Annotated in this window: 17 protein-coding genes and 3 tRNA genes; 12 read left to right on the plus strand and 8 right to left on the minus strand. The window is 45.2% G+C overall.

The window, feature by feature from the left end:
- Positions 1–257: 257 nt before the first annotated feature.
- The 7 genes from H6626_11250 to H6626_11280 all read left to right on the plus strand — a co-directional run bounded on the left by H6626_11250 (position 258) and on the right by H6626_11280 (position 6,634).
- The gene (locus H6626_11250) at positions 258–1,412 is read left to right on the plus strand and encodes an integrase (GenBank protein USN46776.1); all 1,155 of its coding nucleotides are present in this window, start codon (positions 258–260) and stop codon (positions 1,410–1,412) included.
- Positions 1,409–1,621 (plus strand): hypothetical protein, encoded by a 213-nt coding sequence (locus H6626_11255; protein ID USN46777.1) that lies wholly within the window; start codon positions 1,409–1,411, stop codon positions 1,619–1,621. Before H6626_11250 ends, H6626_11255 begins: the two co-directional genes overlap by 4 nt.
- 16 nt (positions 1,622–1,637) lie before the next feature.
- Positions 1,638–2,504 (plus strand): integrase, encoded by an 867-nt coding sequence (locus H6626_11260; protein USN46778.1) that lies wholly within the window; start codon positions 1,638–1,640, stop codon positions 2,502–2,504.
- Entirely contained in the window at positions 2,470–2,625 is a 156-nt protein-coding gene (locus tag H6626_11265; GenBank protein ID USN46779.1) for a hypothetical protein, read from the plus strand. The genes H6626_11260 and H6626_11265 overlap by 35 nt, the downstream gene beginning before the upstream one ends.
- 95 nt (positions 2,626–2,720) lie before the next feature.
- Positions 2,721–3,704: a hypothetical protein gene (locus H6626_11270; GenBank protein ID USN46780.1), complete on the plus strand. Its 984-nt coding sequence runs from the start codon at positions 2,721–2,723 to the stop codon at positions 3,702–3,704.
- Positions 3,705–3,765: 61 nt separating this feature from the next.
- Positions 3,766–4,904, plus strand: a protein-coding gene (locus tag H6626_11275; protein ID USN46781.1) for an IS3 family transposase whose coding sequence is annotated in 2 segments (ribosomal slippage) — positions 3,766–4,030 and positions 4,030–4,904 — 1,140 coding nt in all. Because the reading frame shifts where the segments join, the coding sequence is not laid out codon by codon here.
- A gap of 182 nt (positions 4,905–5,086) precedes the next feature.
- Positions 5,087–6,634, plus strand: a complete 1,548-nt coding sequence (locus tag H6626_11280) for an IS66 family transposase (protein USN46782.1) — start codon at positions 5,087–5,089, stop codon at positions 6,632–6,634.
- 85 nt (positions 6,635–6,719) lie between these two features.
- Here H6626_11280 and H6626_11285 read toward each other — a convergent pair whose 3' ends face one another.
- The 8 genes from H6626_11285 to H6626_11320 form a co-directional block, all read right to left on the minus strand.
- Positions 6,720–6,956 (minus strand): hypothetical protein, encoded by a 237-nt coding sequence (locus tag H6626_11285; protein USN46783.1) that lies wholly within the window; start codon positions 6,954–6,956, stop codon positions 6,720–6,722.
- A gap of 452 nt (positions 6,957–7,408) precedes the next feature.
- Complete coding sequence (locus H6626_11290) at positions 7,409–10,423, minus strand: error-prone DNA polymerase (protein ID USN46784.1); 3,015 nt, start codon at positions 10,421–10,423, stop codon at positions 7,409–7,411.
- A 107-nt stretch (positions 10,424–10,530) separates the two neighbouring features.
- Complete coding sequence (locus tag H6626_11295) at positions 10,531–11,862, minus strand: hypothetical protein (GenBank protein ID USN46785.1); 1,332 nt, start codon at positions 11,860–11,862, stop codon at positions 10,531–10,533.
- On the minus strand, positions 11,846–12,385 hold the full coding sequence (locus tag H6626_11300; GenBank protein ID USN46786.1) for a hypothetical protein: 540 nt from the start codon (positions 12,383–12,385) through the stop codon (positions 11,846–11,848). The genes H6626_11295 and H6626_11300 overlap by 17 nt, the downstream gene beginning before the upstream one ends.
- A gap of 5 nt (positions 12,386–12,390) precedes the next feature.
- A complete protein-coding gene (gene lexA / locus H6626_11305) occupies positions 12,391–13,002 on the minus strand; it encodes a transcriptional repressor LexA (protein USN46787.1) in 612 nt (203 codons plus the stop codon).
- Between the two features lie 259 nt (positions 13,003–13,261).
- Positions 13,262–13,337, minus strand: a tRNA-Asn gene (locus H6626_11310).
- A gap of 50 nt (positions 13,338–13,387) precedes the next feature.
- Positions 13,388–13,912, minus strand: a complete 525-nt coding sequence (locus tag H6626_11315; GenBank protein ID USN46788.1) for a hypothetical protein — start codon at positions 13,910–13,912, stop codon at positions 13,388–13,390.
- Positions 13,913–13,929: 17 nt separating this feature from the next.
- Positions 13,930–14,006: transfer RNA gene (locus tag H6626_11320), tRNA-Arg, on the minus strand.
- 129 nt (positions 14,007–14,135) lie between these two features.
- Here H6626_11320 and gmhA point away from each other — a divergent pair.
- From gmhA to H6626_11345, 5 genes are all read left to right on the plus strand, one after another.
- On the plus strand, positions 14,136–14,726 hold the full coding sequence (gene gmhA, locus H6626_11325; GenBank protein USN46789.1) for a D-sedoheptulose 7-phosphate isomerase: 591 nt from the start codon (positions 14,136–14,138) through the stop codon (positions 14,724–14,726).
- A 55-nt stretch (positions 14,727–14,781) separates the two neighbouring features.
- Positions 14,782–14,873, plus strand: a tRNA-Ser gene (locus tag H6626_11330).
- A gap of 764 nt (positions 14,874–15,637) precedes the next feature.
- A complete protein-coding gene (gene ltrA, locus H6626_11335; GenBank protein ID USN46790.1) occupies positions 15,638–16,993 on the plus strand; it encodes a group II intron reverse transcriptase/maturase in 1,356 nt (451 codons plus the stop codon).
- A gap of 762 nt (positions 16,994–17,755) precedes the next feature.
- Positions 17,756–18,349, plus strand: coding sequence for a hypothetical protein (locus H6626_11340; GenBank protein USN46791.1), 594 nt, complete (start codon positions 17,756–17,758; stop codon positions 18,347–18,349).
- Positions 18,350–18,716: 367 nt separating this feature from the next.
- Entirely contained in the window at positions 18,717–19,874 is a 1,158-nt protein-coding gene (locus H6626_11345; protein ID USN46792.1) for a hypothetical protein, read from the plus strand.
- The last annotated feature ends 45 nt before the right edge of the window (positions 19,875–19,919 follow it).

Consider the following 19,919-nt stretch of genomic DNA (forward strand, 5'->3'; position numbering starts at 1 on the left):
CCTATAACGTCCATAGTGAATCTTTGGTTCGCTTGGTCTATATTATGTATATCGGCGGCTTCCTGAAAAACTTTAGACCTTTGGTCGAATTGATCCGAAATTATCGAATTGCGAATTGCCTCAAAATGAGAGTTACTAGTTATTTTAAGGGGTTACTATCGAGACTTTGGTATTGTGAAAAACAGCTCCGCTGCCTCATAATAACGGTTACCACAACTGTGATTGCTAAGGCATTGAAACAACGGAGGAAACCACCGATGGATCGCGGAGCTGTAAATCAATATTTAACACTTTTGAGACAGAGTTACCAAGTTACTTCTTACCAAGAAAAGCAAAAAATTATTGATGTGGTTGGTCTTAATTTTGGTTGGCATAGAAAATCTGTGATTAGGGCTTTGAATCGGCCAGATAGTCAACGAAAGAGCCACCCTGGTCGAAAGCGGAAGTACTCAGCGGGAGCCATAATCCATCTGAAAAAGGTATGGCTGAAGATGGATCAAATGTGTTCTAAACGGATGCGGGCGGCACTGCCACGGTGGTTAAAAGATTATAACCACTGCAGCGATGCGATAAAGGAAGAATTGATGAGCATGGGGGCAAGTACGATAGACCGCTACTTGCGAAGCTACAAAGCTCAACTTAAGCGAAAAAACAATACTGGCACGAGGCCTGTCAGTGACTACTTTAAAAACAGGATCCCGATTAAGCCGCTGGATCACAACGTCCATGAAGCTGGGGTCGTTGAGGCGGATACAGTCGCTCATTGTGGCGACTCGTTAAGTGGAGTCTTTGCCTGGAGTCTGACCTTAACAGATGTTAAGACGGGTTGGACAGAAGTGCGAGCCCAATGGGGTAAGTCAGGCATAGGAGTGGTCAACGGTATTACAAATATCGAAGAAAATCTTCCGTTCAAAATTAAAGAATTTTGCTGCGACAATGGTTCTGAGTTCTTGAATCACCAGCTGCTCAACTATATGTCTCAACTTGGCCAGGCACACAAGATAAAGCGTGGTCGTCCATACCGCAAGAACGATCAGTGCCATGTTGAGCAGAAGAACTACACTCATGTACGGCAGCTTTTTGGTTACCATAGAATAGACCAAAAAGAACTCATAGAGTTAATGAACGACATTTACGCTAATGAGTGGTCACAGTTGCAAAACTATTTTATGCCGCAGATGAAGTTAATCAGAAAGACAAGAATAGGTTCAAAGTACAAGCGAGAATACTCAAAACCAATGACACCCTATGACCGAATCATGGCTGAACCAACCATATCCTCAGAAGTGAAAGCTCGTCTAAAGCGGCAATACGACAACCTCAATCCCTTTGCGTTAAAGGAAGCTCTCGACAGAAAGGTCAATCGCTTCTTCAAGCTAGTGAACTTCAAACCCATAAGGAACGCATCATGACCAGACGAAATGACAGAATGCAGGAAAGTAACTCAAGTAAATGGGTCAATATGATTGATCCGAAATTATCGACACCGAAACGCATCGAATTAAGACAAAAGGCCAGTGATGGCATTATGAAGTTCAGCCTGGTGGACTCATTAACCTTGGTCCACATTAACCTTGGTCCGTATCAAATTGAGACGTTGGATCAAAATTTTTACGGATAAAACAAGGAAGTTCTATATGAGACACCAGGCTGTTAATGAGTATTTGAACGCAATTTACGATGCATATCAAGCAGGAGATAAGGCTACGAAGAGTAAACTTCTAGATCATGCGGTGTTGATCACCAAACGCTCTAGAAAACAGCTGATTCGAAGGCTAGGTAAAATGCATCAAACTGCGGCTGGCATAACTCGAGGCGCTGGTCGCCCGTACGTCTATTCTCGTGAAGCACTGACGCCGCACATTGAATATTTATGGAATAAAATGGAGCGTGTGTCAGCGAAGCGGATGAAATCAGCATTTAGACTATGGTTGTCGAAATACAAGAACTGCGAACCCCATCTTAAAGTTCAACTGGAGAGAATGAGTGCCACAACCCTAGGGCGGTACTTAAAGGGCATTAGGGCGAGCGAGGTTCCAACTAGGGGGCTTTCGACGACTTGTCCAGCACGGTATATGAAGAACAAAATGCCGATCAACACACTAGACTCTAAGATCACAAAGCCAGGCTATACGCAAACAGACACAGTTGCTCATTGTGGCAACAGTGCTCTGGGGCCATTTATTAGCTCTCTTACTGTCACGGATATTTTTAGCCCTTGGACTGAAAACAGGGCCATGTTTACTAAACGCGGCGTTGAGGTGAAAAAGATGTTCCGCGATATCGAAAGAAATTTGCCGTTTGAACTACTGGCCATCAACTCAGACTCAGGTAGTGAGTTTTTAAATAAAAACATGCTCCAGTTTACTCAGTATGGCACAAGAGTCCACTTCACTAGATCGAGGCCGTATAAGAAAAACGACAACTGTTTTGTTGAACAAAAAAACTTCACTCACGTAAGGGAGTTATTTGGATACGAGCGATTTGAGGACCCAGGCCCGTGATAAAAAAGCTATCTGTGTATTTGACAACAGTGTAAAGGGTACAGACCAACTGAGCCAAGTTATGCAGAATTTAAGTAAATTAAAGGGTGTTTTGGGAGTTTCAAGAATTACCCATTCATAATTGTTGACATAACGCGTCCAAAGTATATATTAAGCCTCGTTCAAAACAATAAGATTGTATAAAAACTCGTATTTTTAAAGAGTTAAGGGTTTTAGATGAAGAAGTTTCTTGGGTTCACTTTGGTGTTTTTATTATCTTTAAACGCAATAGCTGTCACGGAGTGGATAGGTGGCAGAGATTTGTTTTTTTACGACAGTTTAGGGAATAGGCACTATGATACGGACCTCGGCGAGAGTTTATCAACAAGACTAGAAGTAGGACGTAGGTTTTTTCCACAACTTCCAATCAATACTGAAGATTTTCGTTATAGAAATGAAGGGGGCGGTGAAATTTATATTTTTAACTTCCGCCTGGCTTTGGATGAAATGAAATTAACAAAACAATTTTACAGTCATTCTTTAAGTCACGAACAAAAAAGAACGCAAGCACTTAAAGAGTGGGGAAAATCATTTTTGATGAAAGCTTCCATTATTAATGCGTTTACTAGTCAACAACAAGCTCAAGAGTCAGCCATTTTACCTTTGGGTTTTAACGATAGAAGTTTGCATTATCACTATGAAGAGAGAACTTTTTCTTACCCTAAAAAAGGAGCCAGAGATAACAATGTTTGGGTAACAGGTTTAAGCTCTCAGGCAGGACCGGGGACTACGGCTAAAGTAAAAAGTGTTTGGGTAAGGCCGGTTATAAAGTTCAATCACTATGCGATCCCTTTTGATACTTATGAGATTCCTATTTCTGCATTTGAAATTCAACCAGGTTATAATTCGGAGGCTCCATTAAAAATGAAAGAAGATGCTCTCGATCAATTACATTATTTAATGATCGAAACGGTTCTTGCTTTTTCTTACAAGCGGAGTATTCCAGCGAATCACTTGTTTGCAGAGGTGGAGTCTGAATCTTTACGGGTTTATTTGTTGGGTGATAATACGCAGTTTGAAGATGAGAAGAATGTAACGCCAGTTTACTTCGATTTAAACTTAGATGTACATATGTTTACTAAGCCAAACTGGTTGGAAAAATTTATTGCTGCGAAAGCGAGGTTCCAGCAAACTTGTTCTCGCGCCTTAACTGGGCTTTGACCTGGCCGGGCTAAACCGGTCCAGGTAGTGTGTTATGATCTGGACCAGAAAGGACCAAATTATGGCAAGAAAGCGATACACGCCAGAGGAAATCATTCAGCATCTGCGAACGGCAGAGATTGAGCAAAGTAAGGGGGCCACACAAGAAGAAGCGGCCCGAAAAATTGGGGTATCTCCTGTCACTCTCTCCCGATGGAAATCAGAATTTGGAGGTCTTCGAGTTGACCAGGCTAAACGCTTGAAGGAACTTGAGCAAGAGGCTAGCCGACTCCGTAAAATTGTTGCTGATCAAGCTCTCGATATTTTGATTTTAAAAGAAGTTTCAAAGGGAAACTTCTAAGCCCGGCGAAGCGCAAGGATGCGGTTCAAATGGTGATGCGAGAGCTGAAAGTCAGCGAGCGTCGGGCATGCAAAACGATTGGACAAGTCAGATCAACGCAAAGATATGAACCACTGCTGAATCAAGAGCAAGAAAAACTTCAGTGTCGAGTTATAGAACTCGCCACAGAGTATGGCAGGTATGGTTATCGACAGGTGACTGATATGCTTAACATGGAGGGGTGGAGCGTGGGAAAAGATCGAGTATTTTCAATTTGGCAACGAGAAGGTTTGAAAGTGCCACAGAAGCAACCAAAGCGATCAAGGCTTTGGCTAGCCGATGGATCTTGTATTAGGCTAAGACCTCAGTTTAAAAACCACGTGTGGTCATACGACTTTGTCTCTGACCAAACCCACGATGGCAGAAAGTTCAAAATCCTGAACATCATTGATGAGTTTTCTCGTGAATGTTTAGCTTCTTATGTTGCCAGAAGAATTCGTTCTCAGGATGTCATTTTAGTTCTTGCAGATTTATTTTTAAAGCACGGGATACCGAAACATATTCGCTCAGACAATGGGCCGGAGTTCATTGCAAAGAAGTTAGTGACATGGATCAAAAGCCTTGATGTTCAGCCCCTATTCATACAACCTGGTAGCCCCTGGGAAAATGGCTACTGCGAATCTTTCAACGGTAAAATGAGGTATGAGTTTTTGAATGGAGAAATTTTTTGTTCGCTGCTTGAGGCAAAGATACTTATCGAACGGTGGAGAGTTCATTACAATACGAAGAGGCCGCACAGCAGCTTGGGTGGAAAGCCGCCGGCACCAGAAAGTTTTCAACCGACGCTCAAGCTGCTTGCAAATGATTTATTAACACAGTAAGTGGTAGTAAAACTCCCGGCTAGTCACTTGAGTCTTCGAAATTTGCCTGGGCGAAAAGCTCTATGTCAGATGGGTCCATTGAGATGACGGCAGATGACTTAAAATTGTTGCTTGATGGAGTAAATGTTTGGACGCGCTTTGAAAAGGTTTGCTTTGAGCGAGTGATTTGATAATGAGCTTTCATGCAGACAACGAAAGCCTCTCTCATTGAAGAAAACAAAAGCCTCAATGCACGGGTTTTATCTTTAAGCGAAGAAAACGAAAAGCTTCGAGCTTTTGTTTTGCAGATGAAGCGAGAGATTTTTGGTCCAAAGTCTGAGAGATTTGAAAATCTATCACCAGATCAGTTGGCCTTGGTGTTTGATGAAATCGAAGCTTCCGCAAAGCTGCCATCTCCTCCAGAGACAGAGAAGATCTCGTATTTAAGAAAAAAGAAGGGCAAGGGCAAAAGACGTCCCATCCCCGAAGATGTCCAGCGAAGAGAAGAAATCATCGATATACCTGAAGAGCAAAAGATCTGCCCTCATGACGGTACTGCACTTGAGTGCATCGGTGCTGTAGTGACTGAAAAGCTTGAGACTATTCCGGCACAAAGTACTGTGATCATAGAAAGGCGACTGAAGTACGCTTGCCCTTGTTGCGAGTCGCACATGACTGAGGCCAAGAGTTCATCGATTTTGCCAGGCACAATTGCAACGCCTGAGTTGTTGTCGTTTTTGATATTTAGCAAGTTTTTTCAAGGTCTACCGCTTTACAGACTTGAGGAGTTCTATCGTTTAAGTGGCATAGAGCTGACGCGGTCAACGATGGCCAGATGGCTCGTTCAAGTGGCCTCAAAGCTTATGCCTTTATGGAATATCCTAGAAGAGATGGTCTTTGACAGTGGTTATGTGGCCATGGATGCCACAGTGGTGCAGGTGTTAAAGGAAGAAGGCCGAAAGCCGCAAACGAAGTCCAGCATGTGGGTCAGGGGCTCACCTGAAAAAGGTATAGTTCTTTTTGATTATGATGTCTCTGGTGGAGGTGCTGCGGCCAAAAGGCTTGTGACGGGCTACACGGGTGCCCTGCAGGCTGACGCCCACAGGGGCTATGGAGCCCTAGAAAAGCACCATCTAACGCTCTTGGGTTGTCTTATGCATGCAAGAAGAAGGTTCCACAAAGCGTGGCTTGAGGCCAAAAGAGAACCCGGTCTTGCGGCTGAGGGTTTAGCAATGATTAGGTTCCTTTATGACAAGGAAGAAAGCTACAGAGACCGAAACCTAACGCCCGAAGAGCGAAAGCACTGGAGAGATTTAGAGATCGCACCGAGCATGGAAGCCATCAAGAAATGGTGTGAAGATAAAAAGCCTCAAGTCCTTCCAAGTTCAGCCTTGGGTAACGCTATAAGCTATTACATGAACGAGTATGAAGAACTCACCGCCTTTTTAAAGGATGGTCGCTATGAAATCGACAACGGCTGGGTGGAGAGGCAAATCAAAAGATTTGCGATCGGCAGAAAGAACTGGTTGTTTTGCGATACCGTTGAGGGAGCGAATGCGTCAAGCGTTCTGTATAGCCTAGCTCTCACAGCCAAGCTCAATGGGAAAAGCCCATTTGAAGTGATGGTCCAAATCTTTAAGGAATTGCCAACAGCCGAGTCGGCTGACGACTACGAAAGGCTTGTCTACTTGTTGCTATCACCGGAAAACCCTCAATCTTGCCGAAAAAAAGAAGGCGCTGTCATTCACTAAACAGATGGCGCAGTTGAGGCGCTCACGTGCCGACGCCCCTAGCCTACGCGAGATCCATCCGTCAATAACGCGAATCGCGCAGTGGTTACGATTGAAACATAGGCTCTTCAGGACTGATTCGCACTTCAGAAAATCCGGTCGGCTTTTTTGTGGTTTTTCTGCGGCGAGAAAACCCCAGTTTGTTTTTGTAACCACTGAAGCTGCCCAGGTTCAGCCCATGGCGTACGCAATATTCTTTGTCTGTGCCATCGAATGCTTCGGCCGCCTTGATATGGGCTCGCCAAAACTCCTTGCCTGACAATTGTCCACTAGGTAATTCCATATTGACCTCCTTTGGTTGAAGGCCACTGTATAAAGAATCAAGGAATAAAAAAAGATGGTGCCGTTGAGGCGCTCACAATTTAACCTTAAAATTTTGGACGGAAAACCCCAGTCCGTCTTGTTGTGAGACGGCACGAGAGGTTCGTCTGAGAATTTTGGTGCCTATAAATGAAAACTGTCCTCATTCAATTTAGGGCGAGGCTTGATCTTGCGACCTGTAAGTTGCAAGAGCTCCTCTATGAGGCTCATATATGTCTCAAAATCTATATTTTTTTTCTTATTTCCTGAATTTCGTTCCATACATTAAATATTTCTGCATAGGCTCTAATTTTTTCAAGATCCATATTTGGAACATTTCTAAACAAAGTCAAAATATCACTTTTATCAGTAAACTCTCGCCGTCTGTCTCCTACAAAAGCTTGGATTTTCGTTGTGATTTTGCCGATCACTTTTTTAAAAAAAGTACTGCGTGGGCTCGATATTGAGTTGATTATCCGAGTCGTCCCACAAAGATTCGACTTTCTTCACCAACAGACTTACGGAATGACCGTCTCTTTGAATGCGACCTGATACAGTAACAAAACAATTAAATAAAAAAACGTCTTTGTATCTTTCATAGACATCTGGCTTTAAAGCCAAGTCTAAAAAGCCCTGTTCATCTTCTAGGGTAGAAAAAGTCATTCCCTTTGCTGTGCTGGGTCTTTGTCGTACTAGCAGTAGGCCGCTAAGACGTATCCATGACCCGGGAGGTAATGAGCGCGCTTTTGCCGTAGACATTAACGGCAGCGCCCCCTGCGATCTCAATGCGCCCATGGGGTGCCCGCGATGAGACAAGGACATGGCCATGTAATCTTCTTGGATTTCGCCAAAGAGATCGAGATCCGCAAATTGGGTTTCCGCCGTGTCTTGATGATATGACGAGAAAAGATCGAGCTGACTTTGGCTTTTTTTAACATGATAAGAGAGTATATTCCAAAGTGTTGTCCTTCGATCTTCACCAAACACCTCTAGGGCTCCTCCCATAGCTAAGCGGACTAAGATATTTTTTCGCATTCGGGTACGGCCTAGAAAATCAAATAGATTTGCAAAAGGGCGCGCGCTCATGATCGACTCAACTTCGAATTTTGAAATGCCCTTAACCACCCTCCACCCTAATCGAAATCCTGACTTTTCTAGAGTGCAGTCCCAGTGTGATGTGTTGGGATCTAGTGGATAAACCTCTACACCGTGCCGCTTGGCATCGTCTATAAGCGTGTGGTTTGCATAAAAACCCATGGGTTGAGAGTTAATCAGCGAACAAGCAAACTCTGATGGATAGTGGCACTTTAAATAGCAAGAAGCATACGCCAATATTGCAAAACTGGCGGCATGGCTTTCTGGAAAACCATACTTTGAAAACCCTTGAATTTGTTCAAATATTCTTTTTGCATAATCTATGGAAAGGCCATTTTTTACCAAACCTCTCATTAGTTTTTTGCCCATTTCACTAATGGAATCCTCTGAGCGCCAGGCACCTATGGCCCGCCGAAGCTCATCGGCTTCTCCGGGACTAAATCCTCCTAGTTCAATAGCTATGCTCATCACTTGTTCTTGAAAGAGGGGAATACCTAAAGTTTTTTGAAGAATTTTTTTTATTTTTGGATGAGGGTAGTAAACGACTTCCTCTCCCCGTCTTCTTTTTAGATAGGGGTGTACCATCTTACCCACTATGGGGCCTGGGCGAACAATAGCCACCTCTATAACCAGGTCATAAAAATTTCGAGGCTGCAATCGACCTAGCATCGACATTTGGGCTCGGCTTTCAATCTGAAAAGTCCCCACTGTGTCGGCTTTTTGAATCATCGCGTATGTGCGTTTATCATCGGCGGGTATCTCATGCAGCTTTAGACCTGTTGCTTTTAATGTTTTTTGTAAAGCAGAGAGCATGCCCAGAGACAATACATCGATTTTTAATAACCCTAGATAATCAAGATCATATTTGTCCCATTGGATAATGGTTCGCCCCTCCATTCGGGCTGGCTCTACGGGAACTATATCTATGATGGGGTCAGCCGAAAGTGTGAACCCCCCGCTGTGGATGGACAAGTGACGAGGGAATCCCTTCATTTCAGAGGAAAGCTCTTCTATAAGTTCGCGACGACTGGGGACCTCCATCGTTGCTGGAATATGATCGAATTCCTTTTGTAAAGCCTTGGCAGAGAGTGTTCCTACCTCTAGTCCCAATGCTTTACCCAGCTCCCGAAAGGCGGAACGCTTTTGATAAGTGACCACAGCTGAAACCATGGCGGCTCTATGCCGACCATATTTTTCGTAAATGTACTGTATCACCTCTTCGCGGCGTTCATGTTCAAAATCCACATCAATATCAGGTGGCTCATCACGCTCAGCAGAAATGAAACGTTCAAAGAGTAAGTTCATTCGCACAGGATCAATGACTGTAATGCCCAAACAGTAACAAACAACGCTGTTTGCCGCTGACCCTCGGCCCTGACAGAGTATGTCTTTTTTATTTGCAAAATCCACTATGTCGTAAATGGTTAGAAAGTAATCGGCATATTGCATTTTGTTAATAAGATCCAGTTCATGATGTATCTGGGCTTTCACAGCATCTGGTGTGCCCCGCGGATAGCGCTGTGTTGCTCCAGACCAGGTGAGCTCTTCAAGATAGGATTGTGCAGAATGAGCTCTAGGGATCCACTCACTGGGGTACCTGTAACGTAGTTCACTGGGGCAGAAGCTGCACTTTTCTGCCACTTCGAGAGTTCTAGTTACTGCCTCTGGCATGTCTTTAAAGAGCTGTCGCATTTGAAAAGCAGACTTTAAATAACGCTCTCCATTGGAGTAAAGCCGAAACCCGGCTCGCTCTAAGCTGGTGCCCTCGCGCACAGCAGTCATTGCATCTTGTAGTTTTCTTCTGTTTTTTTTATGAAAATGCACGTCATTTGTGGCAACAATCGGCAGTTGAAACTCTTCACTGATTTTCATTGCACACATTGTTCTAAACTGATCATATCCATCTAGAAAACGACCAAGTGGTATGTATAAATCTTTATCGAATAGATCTTTTAACATTTTATAGTTTGAAGCCTCTGCTGGCAGAGCAACAAGACCAGAGGACTCTGGGATCTGTTGGCAGAAGTTTTTAAGCGATATTCCGGGGTCAGTTTTATCTCGATCTTGATGGCAACGAGTAATGAGTCGACATAGAGTAGCGTATGCCGCTCTGTCTTTGGCAAGTAATGTTATGCGGGGATGGTCTAATAGACGGATATCCGCCCCCACTATGAGCTTTAAATTCGAGTGTTTGCGACAAGCCCAGTAGGCTTTTGGAATACCATAAACCCCATCGTTATCTGTAATTGCCAAAGCCGCTAAGCCGACACTAGCGGCTGTTTCGATGAGCTCTTCTGGATGAGAAGCCCCTCGTAAAAATGAAAAATTGGTTTTACATTGAAGTTCTGCGTACACGTTATAAAAATGTGTTACTTAGTTAATACGTTACTTGATTAGTTGGCTTCTCAGTTTGTTTTGGCTCTAATTCTATTTTGCAAAATGCGTATTTTTTAAAAAAGCTCTCAGTCAAATATGCCATGGAGATATAAATCTTTATCTTCTTTATAAACCCAAAGCTCTTCTCCTGTATCAGTAGCTACTCGAAAGTAATCTCGTTCATATTGGTTATTCCACCAATCACCACTGATGTGCTCCGGACCTAACATTTTTACGACCTTCCAACGCTTACCTTGAGCCACTAAAATATCACCAAATTGACTGAGTTCTTTTGGTTCTTTGTAAAGACGCAATGGTCGCTCAGGTGTTGGCCACACCACTTCTGAGGCCTCACTGTCTTCTTCAGCAAATTTTCTAAGCCAAGACCTTTCTGGACGATAGTTTTCTACTGATTCGGCCACAAAAGCCTGATGGGGACCAAGCCTCTCTGTTAAACGACTGACCAAGGCGGCCATGATTTCTTTTTGCTCTTCTTTTTTGCAAAAAAAATCTTTCTGACTGGCGGCCCCTGGAGCTGTGGAAAGTACTTTAAAAGTTACCCCCGTTAAGGGGGCCTCTAAGGGTGTAACCTGTAACTCTCGAGCCAATCGATCTTTTATAATGTCTAGCAATCCTCGAGTGCTTCCTTGCGGCAAGGCCAACTCAAATAGCCATCTTCTTTTTGCTTGTTTTACCGTGGAGTACGGCTCTTGCTCTAATATGAGCTCCACCACAGTGGCTCTTTCACTTCGGCCTCGCAACCGGGCCATAGACTTATCTATGAGTCCTCGCAAAACAAATGTAAGAGGCTCCAAGTTAGTGAGCGGCTGTGTGCTCTCTATTTGCTGCTCTTCAACTATAAATTCTTCTGGTTTAAAGCGAGGCCACGGGATATGTCGCGCATCGCGTACACGCATAGAGACAAAAAGACCATCTTTGCCAAAACGAGAAGCCAGCTCATTGGGCCTCACTTCCATAAATTGACCCAATTGATTTATACCAAGCAGCTTTAGAGAGATAATCATTTTGTCGAGCTGATGAGTGCGAACAAACGGGCTCAAATAGTCATTTAAAATTTCTATGGGTAGATTTGATTTTTCTTTTATCTGATTATGATAGCGCGCCTTAGCCAAAGATGTGGGTATGTCTTGATCTAACGCAATACTCACCTTCATCTCAAATCGTCTTGCTAGCGCCAAAACGCCCTTAACAATGGTTTCTTCACTATAAATATGGCTGCACTTACCAATTTCAAGAAAGATAGCTTCTTCACCGACAGCCACCTGTGGAGTCCACCGCAGACAGCTCTCTGCAAAAGCCTGCCCCTGCTTGTTTCCGCCAAGCAAAACACACAATACCCGCAGGTCACCTGTGGATTTGTCTGTGGAAAATGTGGACTCTTTAAAATCTTTCATCATTTTGCATTCGCTGTTTTACAGCTTTTGCCTCCGCTGAACTAAAAATTTTTTCTCTATAAGCTGACACTTGCAGTTGAATCGGCCAAGCATTAGCTAATCTTTCGTCTAACATAATCAATGCTGCACCCGCTTTTTCTGAAGCCAGCTGAAGTCTTCGCAAAACCTTCAACTCTGGCGTGGGCACATCAGCAACCACCACTTGAAACAATTGGCTTCTTAATATTTGCAAAACAGACCAGATCGTCTGAGCCACCGTGCCTGCTTCTACAAACAAAATTCTCTGCAACTGTACGTGCCGCTGTATGATTCCACAAGGGTAAATAGAAAACTCTTTTTCTACCCAAGCGGCCCTTAGCTGAGGGTTTTCTGCCAAAAAACGTACAACAAACTCTGTCTTGCCGGCGCCGGCGACTTGAGTGATGGCTCCTTGTGGTATTCCACTTCTCAAAGAAGAATGAGGCCACCACGCACGCTGAAAAGTTTGAGCACCAATGAGTTCTCTTAATTCATTTAATGATGCCATAGTCATTAATCCACATGTCTGATAACACCTTTTAGCACCCCTGCTATTGTGAACTCAGAAGCTGGATCAACTTGGATGATGTCATAGTCCGGATTTGCCGGGTGAAGCTCAACTCGACCGCGTTTCTTATAGTAACGCTTAATAGTGGCCTCATTATCAATAAGCGCCACTACAATCTGTCCATTAGTCGCATGGGCCTGTTGGTGAATAACCACTTTGTCACCGTCCATAATGCAGTCTTCTATCATGGACTGGCCCTCAACCAACAAGACAAAATGTGGTGCCCCCACTGCAACCATAGATTTGGGCACCTCTATAAACTCATCGTATTCAAACCTTTCAATTGGCATGCCAGCGGCCACTCGCCCCAACAGGGGCAATTCAACGGCCTCGACCACAGCCTCTTGCTCAATAAGCTCTAATCCGCGTCCATTGTTACTCACCTGTAACAATCCTAACTGCTCTAAACGCACCTTATAGCGCTGAACCGTACCCACAGATCGAAACCCCAACCCCTCAGCCACATCTCGTTGGGAAGGCCAAACCCCCTGGGATTTTTTAAATTCCTGAATAAAATTAATGAACTGCAGTTGCTTGGCCGTTAAATTTGTACCCATAGATCAAAAAGCGTACATTAGGCGTACAGATGATGTCAATAGCAAGCTCGACAGATTTTTTTAAAACGCATTCTAAAGCAGATTCTGTTTAAAGGAGACAACTGATGGGCCCAAATGTAAAGACGACTCAACCATAGGCCATCGATCCAAACAGTACAAAAGACCCCAGCTCTGAAGTTCGCAATGAATAATTAGGGTTTCGGGGTTACCAACAGTTAAGTGAGAAGAGCCCAAAGTTCAACCGGGCAACTTAGGAAATTGGCTCAGGTGGAGGGACTCGAACCCCCGACAGGGTGATTAACAGTCACCTGCTCTACCGACTGAGCTACACCTGAACGCGAGTCATTGATAATTATTTAAAGCGCCTTGCGTTGTCAATGGATTGTTATTGGCTGACTTTCTTCACGGGAAGACCCTCGAGTGTTGCAATGGCCTCTTCCATTTGTTGAGAGCGAAACACTTGTTTGCCCCAAACAAAAATGCCATCCACCGATTTCTCCAGGGTTTTATCCGCACCCTTGATGTACTGAACACCCAGTGCCGGCATCAGGGTGGCCGCCTCAATGGTATCAGGCGTCACAAACTCTGCCTCTACCTTGCAAAAGCGACCAAACCACTTTTCAACTTCTACAAAGTTTAGCTCTTGGGCTTCGCCATTGTAGGCCAACCACTTCATACCCTCTTGCACCACTCTTAGTCCGCTGGGAAGGCTGACTTGCTTCACTCGAGTTTCACACCAGTCAACGGCACCCCTCAAGCGAGCGCTTCGAGAGGGAGATTTTTCTTCAAGTCCCATCACAGTTATGGCCGTGGAACTCAATCCCTGTTTCTTTAGATCGGATATAAAATAAACGGCCAGGGCCAAACCCAAAATGAGAAAATTCAATTTAACGATAAGGGAGGTTTTCAAAGCTGACCTCTTAAAAATGGCGCGCCCGGATGGATTCGAACCACCGACCACATGATTCGTAGTCATGTACTCTATCCAACTGAGCTACGGGCGCGCACGAAGACCTTATTAAGGAACCGTTTTTAGACATATTGGGCCATAAATGCAAGATCTGATGGGCATTTTCTGAGATTTCTCGTAAGTCTATGCGTGTGCCATTGACCAACCTGTTTAGGGGCAAACTATGAATATCACAGATATCTGGAACCTGGCTCTCACTGAGGCCCGTGATGTGACAACAGCTTTTTTAGCCGATCCCGATCAACTGCAAAAATGCCAGAAGTTCACACAAATGCTTTTGGCCACATACAGTGAGGGCGGCAAGCTTATGACCTGCGGTAACGGCGGCAGCCACTGTGACGCAATGCACTTTGCGGAAGAACTCACTGGCCGATACCGAAAGGATCGTCGCGCCCTAGGTGCACTGGCCCTCGGGGATCCCTCGCATGTGACCTGCGTGGGCAATGATTATGGCTTTGAGGAAATTTTTCGCCGGCAAGTGGAGGGCTTGGGCCGCGCGGGCGATCTTTTGGTTGGCCTTTCCACAAGCGGCAATTCAGAAAATGTGATACGAGCCGTCAAGCAAGCAAAGACCCAAGGTATTAAAACCGTCGGCTTGCTCGGAAAGACCGGCGGTCAGCTCAAGGATCTTGTGGATTTAGCTATCGTGATTCCTGCCCATACATCGGATCGAATACAAGAAATGCACATAAAGATCATCCATACCGTGATTGAAACTGTGGAGCGCGAGCTCTTCCCAGAAAACTATGTGTAAACTTGATTCCCCAAAGGCCTTGTGGCAGAGTCGGCCTTTCAAATTGCTCGTCTGCGGAGGAGTGGGTGAGTGGCTGAAACCAGCTGATTGCTAATTAGCCGTACGGGTCAAACCGTACCGCGGGTTCGAATCCCGCCTCCTCCGCCATTATGACCAAGATGACACATACATCTTACAGACACCATCAAGAACGAACCATGGAAGCAAGACGAGCGACCGAGCCCCAAGGGGGCGAGGGAGCGAAGCCTGCCGGTTCGATTCCTCATACCAAGAAATTTCCCACTCAAATCACGGATGCAACAAGAGTGATGCGAACCGAGGAGGCTAGCCTCCTGGACGGTACGAGTAGGATGGGAACGTCCCAGAAGGCCCCAACGCCACTGGGTAAAGCTTATCGCCGCCTTTGGATGGTGACATCGGGGGTGAAATTGCGATGGAAAAGTATCAGGAGGTACTCTGAGAAAGCCAAACCTATCGGCCCGAGGAACACGAACACTCTTAATGTGAGTTAATAGGAAGTTGAGTCTGTGCCCAAGCGTATGGTGGCGTGGAAGGCTACATCTTTTAGGGTGTCTGGTTGGGTGATCGTCAGGCCCCACTAACTTCGTGGAACTTAAAGCGATCACATCTTAAAGGACGGCTCCTTGCACAGAGTGCGGGCAGGTAGGATCGGATGTATGAGGATGATGTTAACTGGTGAGACCTGACTGGCAGGAGGTGGCTGGGTTGGTAAGCCACCCCACTCAAAAGCCGAACACATAAGGCAACAGAGGCCAGGGCAGGAGTCAGAGACACCCATAGTACTCAGAAGCTGGGGAAAGCCCACTACACTTCAAGGAGGATAAGGGGAAGGGGTTGTCAGGTTCAACGCAAGTTCGTTGTTCCACTCGTAGGTAAGGAGGAAAGTGAAAATGAACACAAATACCGCCCGGGCGAAGAAGCGCAAGTCCCTTCACCCGCAAACCATTCGAGTGCAACACCGACTGGCAACTCAAACAAAACAAGGGCGCAAACACTGGGATCTTTTCAGGTGGTTGTGTGACCCGTTCTTACTATGTGACGCCATACAAAGGGTGATCGATAACTCCGGCTCTGCCGGTCTCGATGGTCTGGGTGTGGAAGAACTTAAAGGTAAGGAATGGTCCTACGCCACGAAGCTTTCCAAACAGCTTAAAATGAAGACCTATCAACCAGGTCCGGTCCGCAGAGTCTACATCCCTAAAGCGGATGGCAGAGAGCGTCCCTTGGGAATACCTAACATCGAAGACCGGGTGGTGCAGACAGCTCTTCTCATTTTACTAGAGCCTATCTATGAGCAAGAGTTCCTGCCTTGCTCCTATGGGTTCCGACCGAATAGACGAGCCGTAGACTGCGCCGCAGATGTGGCAAACACGGTCTTCAAGTATCGCCACGTGCTAGATGCGGACATTGAGTCTTTCTTTGACCGCGTCTCACACAAAAAGCTCATTGGCATGCTCAAAGAGCAAATCGTCGATCCAAGAATCCTCCATCTTATCCACCAAATCCTCAAAACAGGATTTAAAGAGGTCAATAAACCCTGGCAGCCGACACCAGAAGGGACACCACAAGGTGGCCCCCTGTCGCCCCTGCTGGCCAATATTTACCTCCACTATGGATTGGATAAGAAAGTCGAGGATGTGAAAGCGCAAGGACTGGATATACATCTTTTTCGCTTCGCTGATGACTTCGTCATCGCGGCCAGAACAAAGAGGGATCTGGACCTTGCTAGTAAGTGGCTCAACTACTGGATGCGGGAAGTAAAGCTCACCCTTAAGGGATCAAAGACCACCAGGGTGAACATGAAAAACCGCAGCCGAAACCATGACGCCAAATTTACCTTCCTTGGGTTTAAGTTCCACTTAAGAGCATTCCGTGACAACCCCAAGCGTTTTTGGGTGGCCAGACAGCCCTCGGAGAAAGCCCGTAAGCAACTGCATCAGGCCTTAAGGAAAAAGCTTTTGCCCCACCACACTCTGGAGCAGGCTCGCAAGCTAGCAAAGGAGATATGGCTGGGCTGGGCCAACTACTTTAGGTACAGCAATGCCAATCGGGTATTTTACCGCGAGGTCAGGTCTGTTCACAAAGCTTTGGTGCGATACCTCAGACGCAAGTACCGCCAGCAACGACGTCCAGTGGCTTGGCGCAGGCTATGGCCACTATTGCGAAGTTTGAAGATCGGATTTCGCCCTGTTAGAGTCATTCCAGATTTAGTTCGCCAGAAACAAGTCCAAATACACTTGTTTTAAGTTGAAAGAGCCGGATGCATTCAACGTGCACGTCCGGTTCGGTGAGGGCTGGGGCTTCGCGCCCTGGCTACTCGGTTTATGACCAAGATGACACATACATCTTACAGACACCATCAAGAACGAACCATGGAAGCAAGACGAGCGACCGAGCCCCAAGGGGGCGAGGGAGCGAAGCTTGTCGGTTCGATTCCTCATACCAAGAAATTTCCCACTCAAATCACGGACGCAACAAGAGTGATGCGAACCGAGGAGGCTAGCATCCTGGACGGTACGAGTAGGATGGGAACGTCCCAGAAGGCCCCAACGCCACTGGGTAAAGCTTATCGCCGCCTTTGGATGGTGACATCGGGGGTGAAATTGCGATGGAAAAGTATCAGGAGGTACTCTGAGAAAGCCAAACCTATCGGCCCGAGGAACACGAACACTCTTAATGTGAGTTAATAGGAAGTTGAATCTGTGCCCAAGCGTATGGTGGCTCGGTATTGAGACTGTGCCTGCGGCAAATAGCTGCAACGAAAAAGCAAAAATTGTCAGTAATGTCGAAAACTTAATTAAAATGGCCATCTCTTTATTGCCTCTATTGGTTCCTATTTTAGCTATTTACCCTAAATTCAATTTGAGTGCCAGAGTTCAACCTGACTTTACCCTGACTGCCCACTTAACTCCTTGAAATCACACAACTGTCGACCAATCCGCCATTTATCAAAGTTTTCAGATTCGAGTGACAATTAAGGCCTCCTTCTGAAATTCGTTCAGAGATCCATGAATATATGGGCGTTTCACCTCGGCATTGCCGTTGCTACGCAGTTCTTTGGCAATGCTGAAGAAAGGTATTTCGTGGTTGTACGTAAGCTCAATTTAATATTTTCGTTGTTTTTGGGGTTAATCCTTCTTAGCACCCACGTTTCAAATGCCTCTTCTGGGGAACCTGGGAATACTAGCCCGGCATCTCTACTTCGAGAGCGGTTTTCTGGTGCCTCATCAAAGATTAATATTTCTCAACTGGGGTCTAAATCTTGGACATGCACCCTTTATCGAATGCGCTCCCACAAAAGCTCACTGACTCAAAACAACTTCTATGCTTTTTCACGGCAAGCCTCCAGCGAAGATGTCAAAAATTCTGGAGTACAGATTATTAAGGACTATTCCGTTTCAGATCAGGGGTTGGTGGGGAACCGAGGTCCCATAATGGATTTAATCAGATCCACAACCGATGGAAAATTAATTTCTGAAATCTCTATACCCCAGCGGACGGCAGAAAATAGTCTTCTTAATCCCTCGACTTCCAATGACTTAGCCTCTGTCGCAAATAAAAACCGCACCGTCATTGCCTATGCAGATTGCCAATCTAAATAGAACTCTATAAATCGAAAATGACGCTCATCTTTCTATTATATGTGTTCTCTTTTTTGTCTCGCTCTCCGAATCATTGGCTGTCGTGTCGGTGAATTGCTTCATTGAACCATCAAGGCCACACTTTTGGCTTTCGTAGCCCTCCCATCCACTTTGAATTAAATGAAAATTTTTAACCCACACCGACCCCACAGATTTAGAACGAGAGGGGCGTTTGAATTTGGCTCAAAATTGTCACTTCTCACAAGATTTGTCGCTGTTTCTGCACTCAAAATAGCTCAATGGCCGTTATTTTAGAATAGCCCATGGCATCACCTCTGCATATTGCCCCACTGGAGACATGGTCTTAATTTTTTAAGGAAGGTTGATCGTGAAAAAATCAGGTTTAATATTACTCATCGCTTTTTCAATTTTTGCCATTCAAGGTTGCAGTGGCAAAAAAGCAAAAATGACCAAACGAGGAGATGCTGCTCCCGACGTTACCCAAACCAATGCTGTAGGCGGCGGTGGAAGTGGAGCCCAAACCACCCAAAAGAGATCAGAAAATGAGTCGGCGGCGACAAATGCAGACAGCGCCAAAGTCGAAAGCAATGATAAATCTAGCTCCGTCGCTGTAGTTGGAATTCCACAAGCCAACAATAAAAAAGAAGACGCTAAGCCTAGTGTTTCAGGCCCATCGGCAACAGTCTCTGATATTAAACCGACATCTGCCAATACAACCTCTTCAGTAGAATCTAACGACACCAAAACGCACAATGTGACAACCGTGACTACCACTAGTCAAGTCGCTGAGGGCGTGGTTGAAACACGTGTTGTGACTACGAAAGTTCCAAAAGCGGATTCAGGCACCTATTCTGTGACTGAAACAGTTCGCACTGAAGGAAAAGGGCAGTCAGAGACAGGCGGCGTACGAGGCACCGTAGAAACGACCTACGAAAAAAGGACTGAACAAGTTACTTCTGAGAAAAAAGAAAAAGTAGATACTCAATCTTCTATTAAAATTGTATTTCGGGATGAAACAGATCTTTTTCTAAACAACACGCCGTTTTTATTAAGTGAATTTGTTTTGGAAGATGACTTTTACTCTGATAGCAACATTGTGGCAGAAGTCGACTCAAAAGGAGTCGTAGTTATAGGTGATGATCAAAGGGTTCACTTGTCTGATGCTGATATGAAGGCCATCATTGATAGTCAGGCTTGCCGACATGAATTAACTCGTGCGTGTGTCGTTATTGATGACAACAATGCCTATGCGCTGACTGTTCGTTTGAATGATAGCAAAGTTCAACAGGTTTATATTGGTGAGTTCTCAAAAGAAGCTCTCCAAGAACAATCTTTTGGCGGTGAAGACTTCTCAGCAGTGGTCCAAAAACCCAAGTCAGACCGGATTATTGAAAGCCACAAAGAAGCTGCCAAAGAAATCAATGGCAACGACCCAGTGGTTTTTAGTCGAGCTTACTCAAAAGAAGTTTTAGTGAGAAAAACCAAGACGGTTAATGCACCCGCTCCCGTTGAAGAGCGCAAGTAAGATCTCGGGGTCTTATCGAACAACTGTGAGTGGTAAAGTCATAGA

It is taken from the genome of Pseudobdellovibrionaceae bacterium, assembly GCA_023898385.1.
GTDB lineage: Bacteria > Bdellovibrionota > Bdellovibrionia > Bdellovibrionales > UBA1609.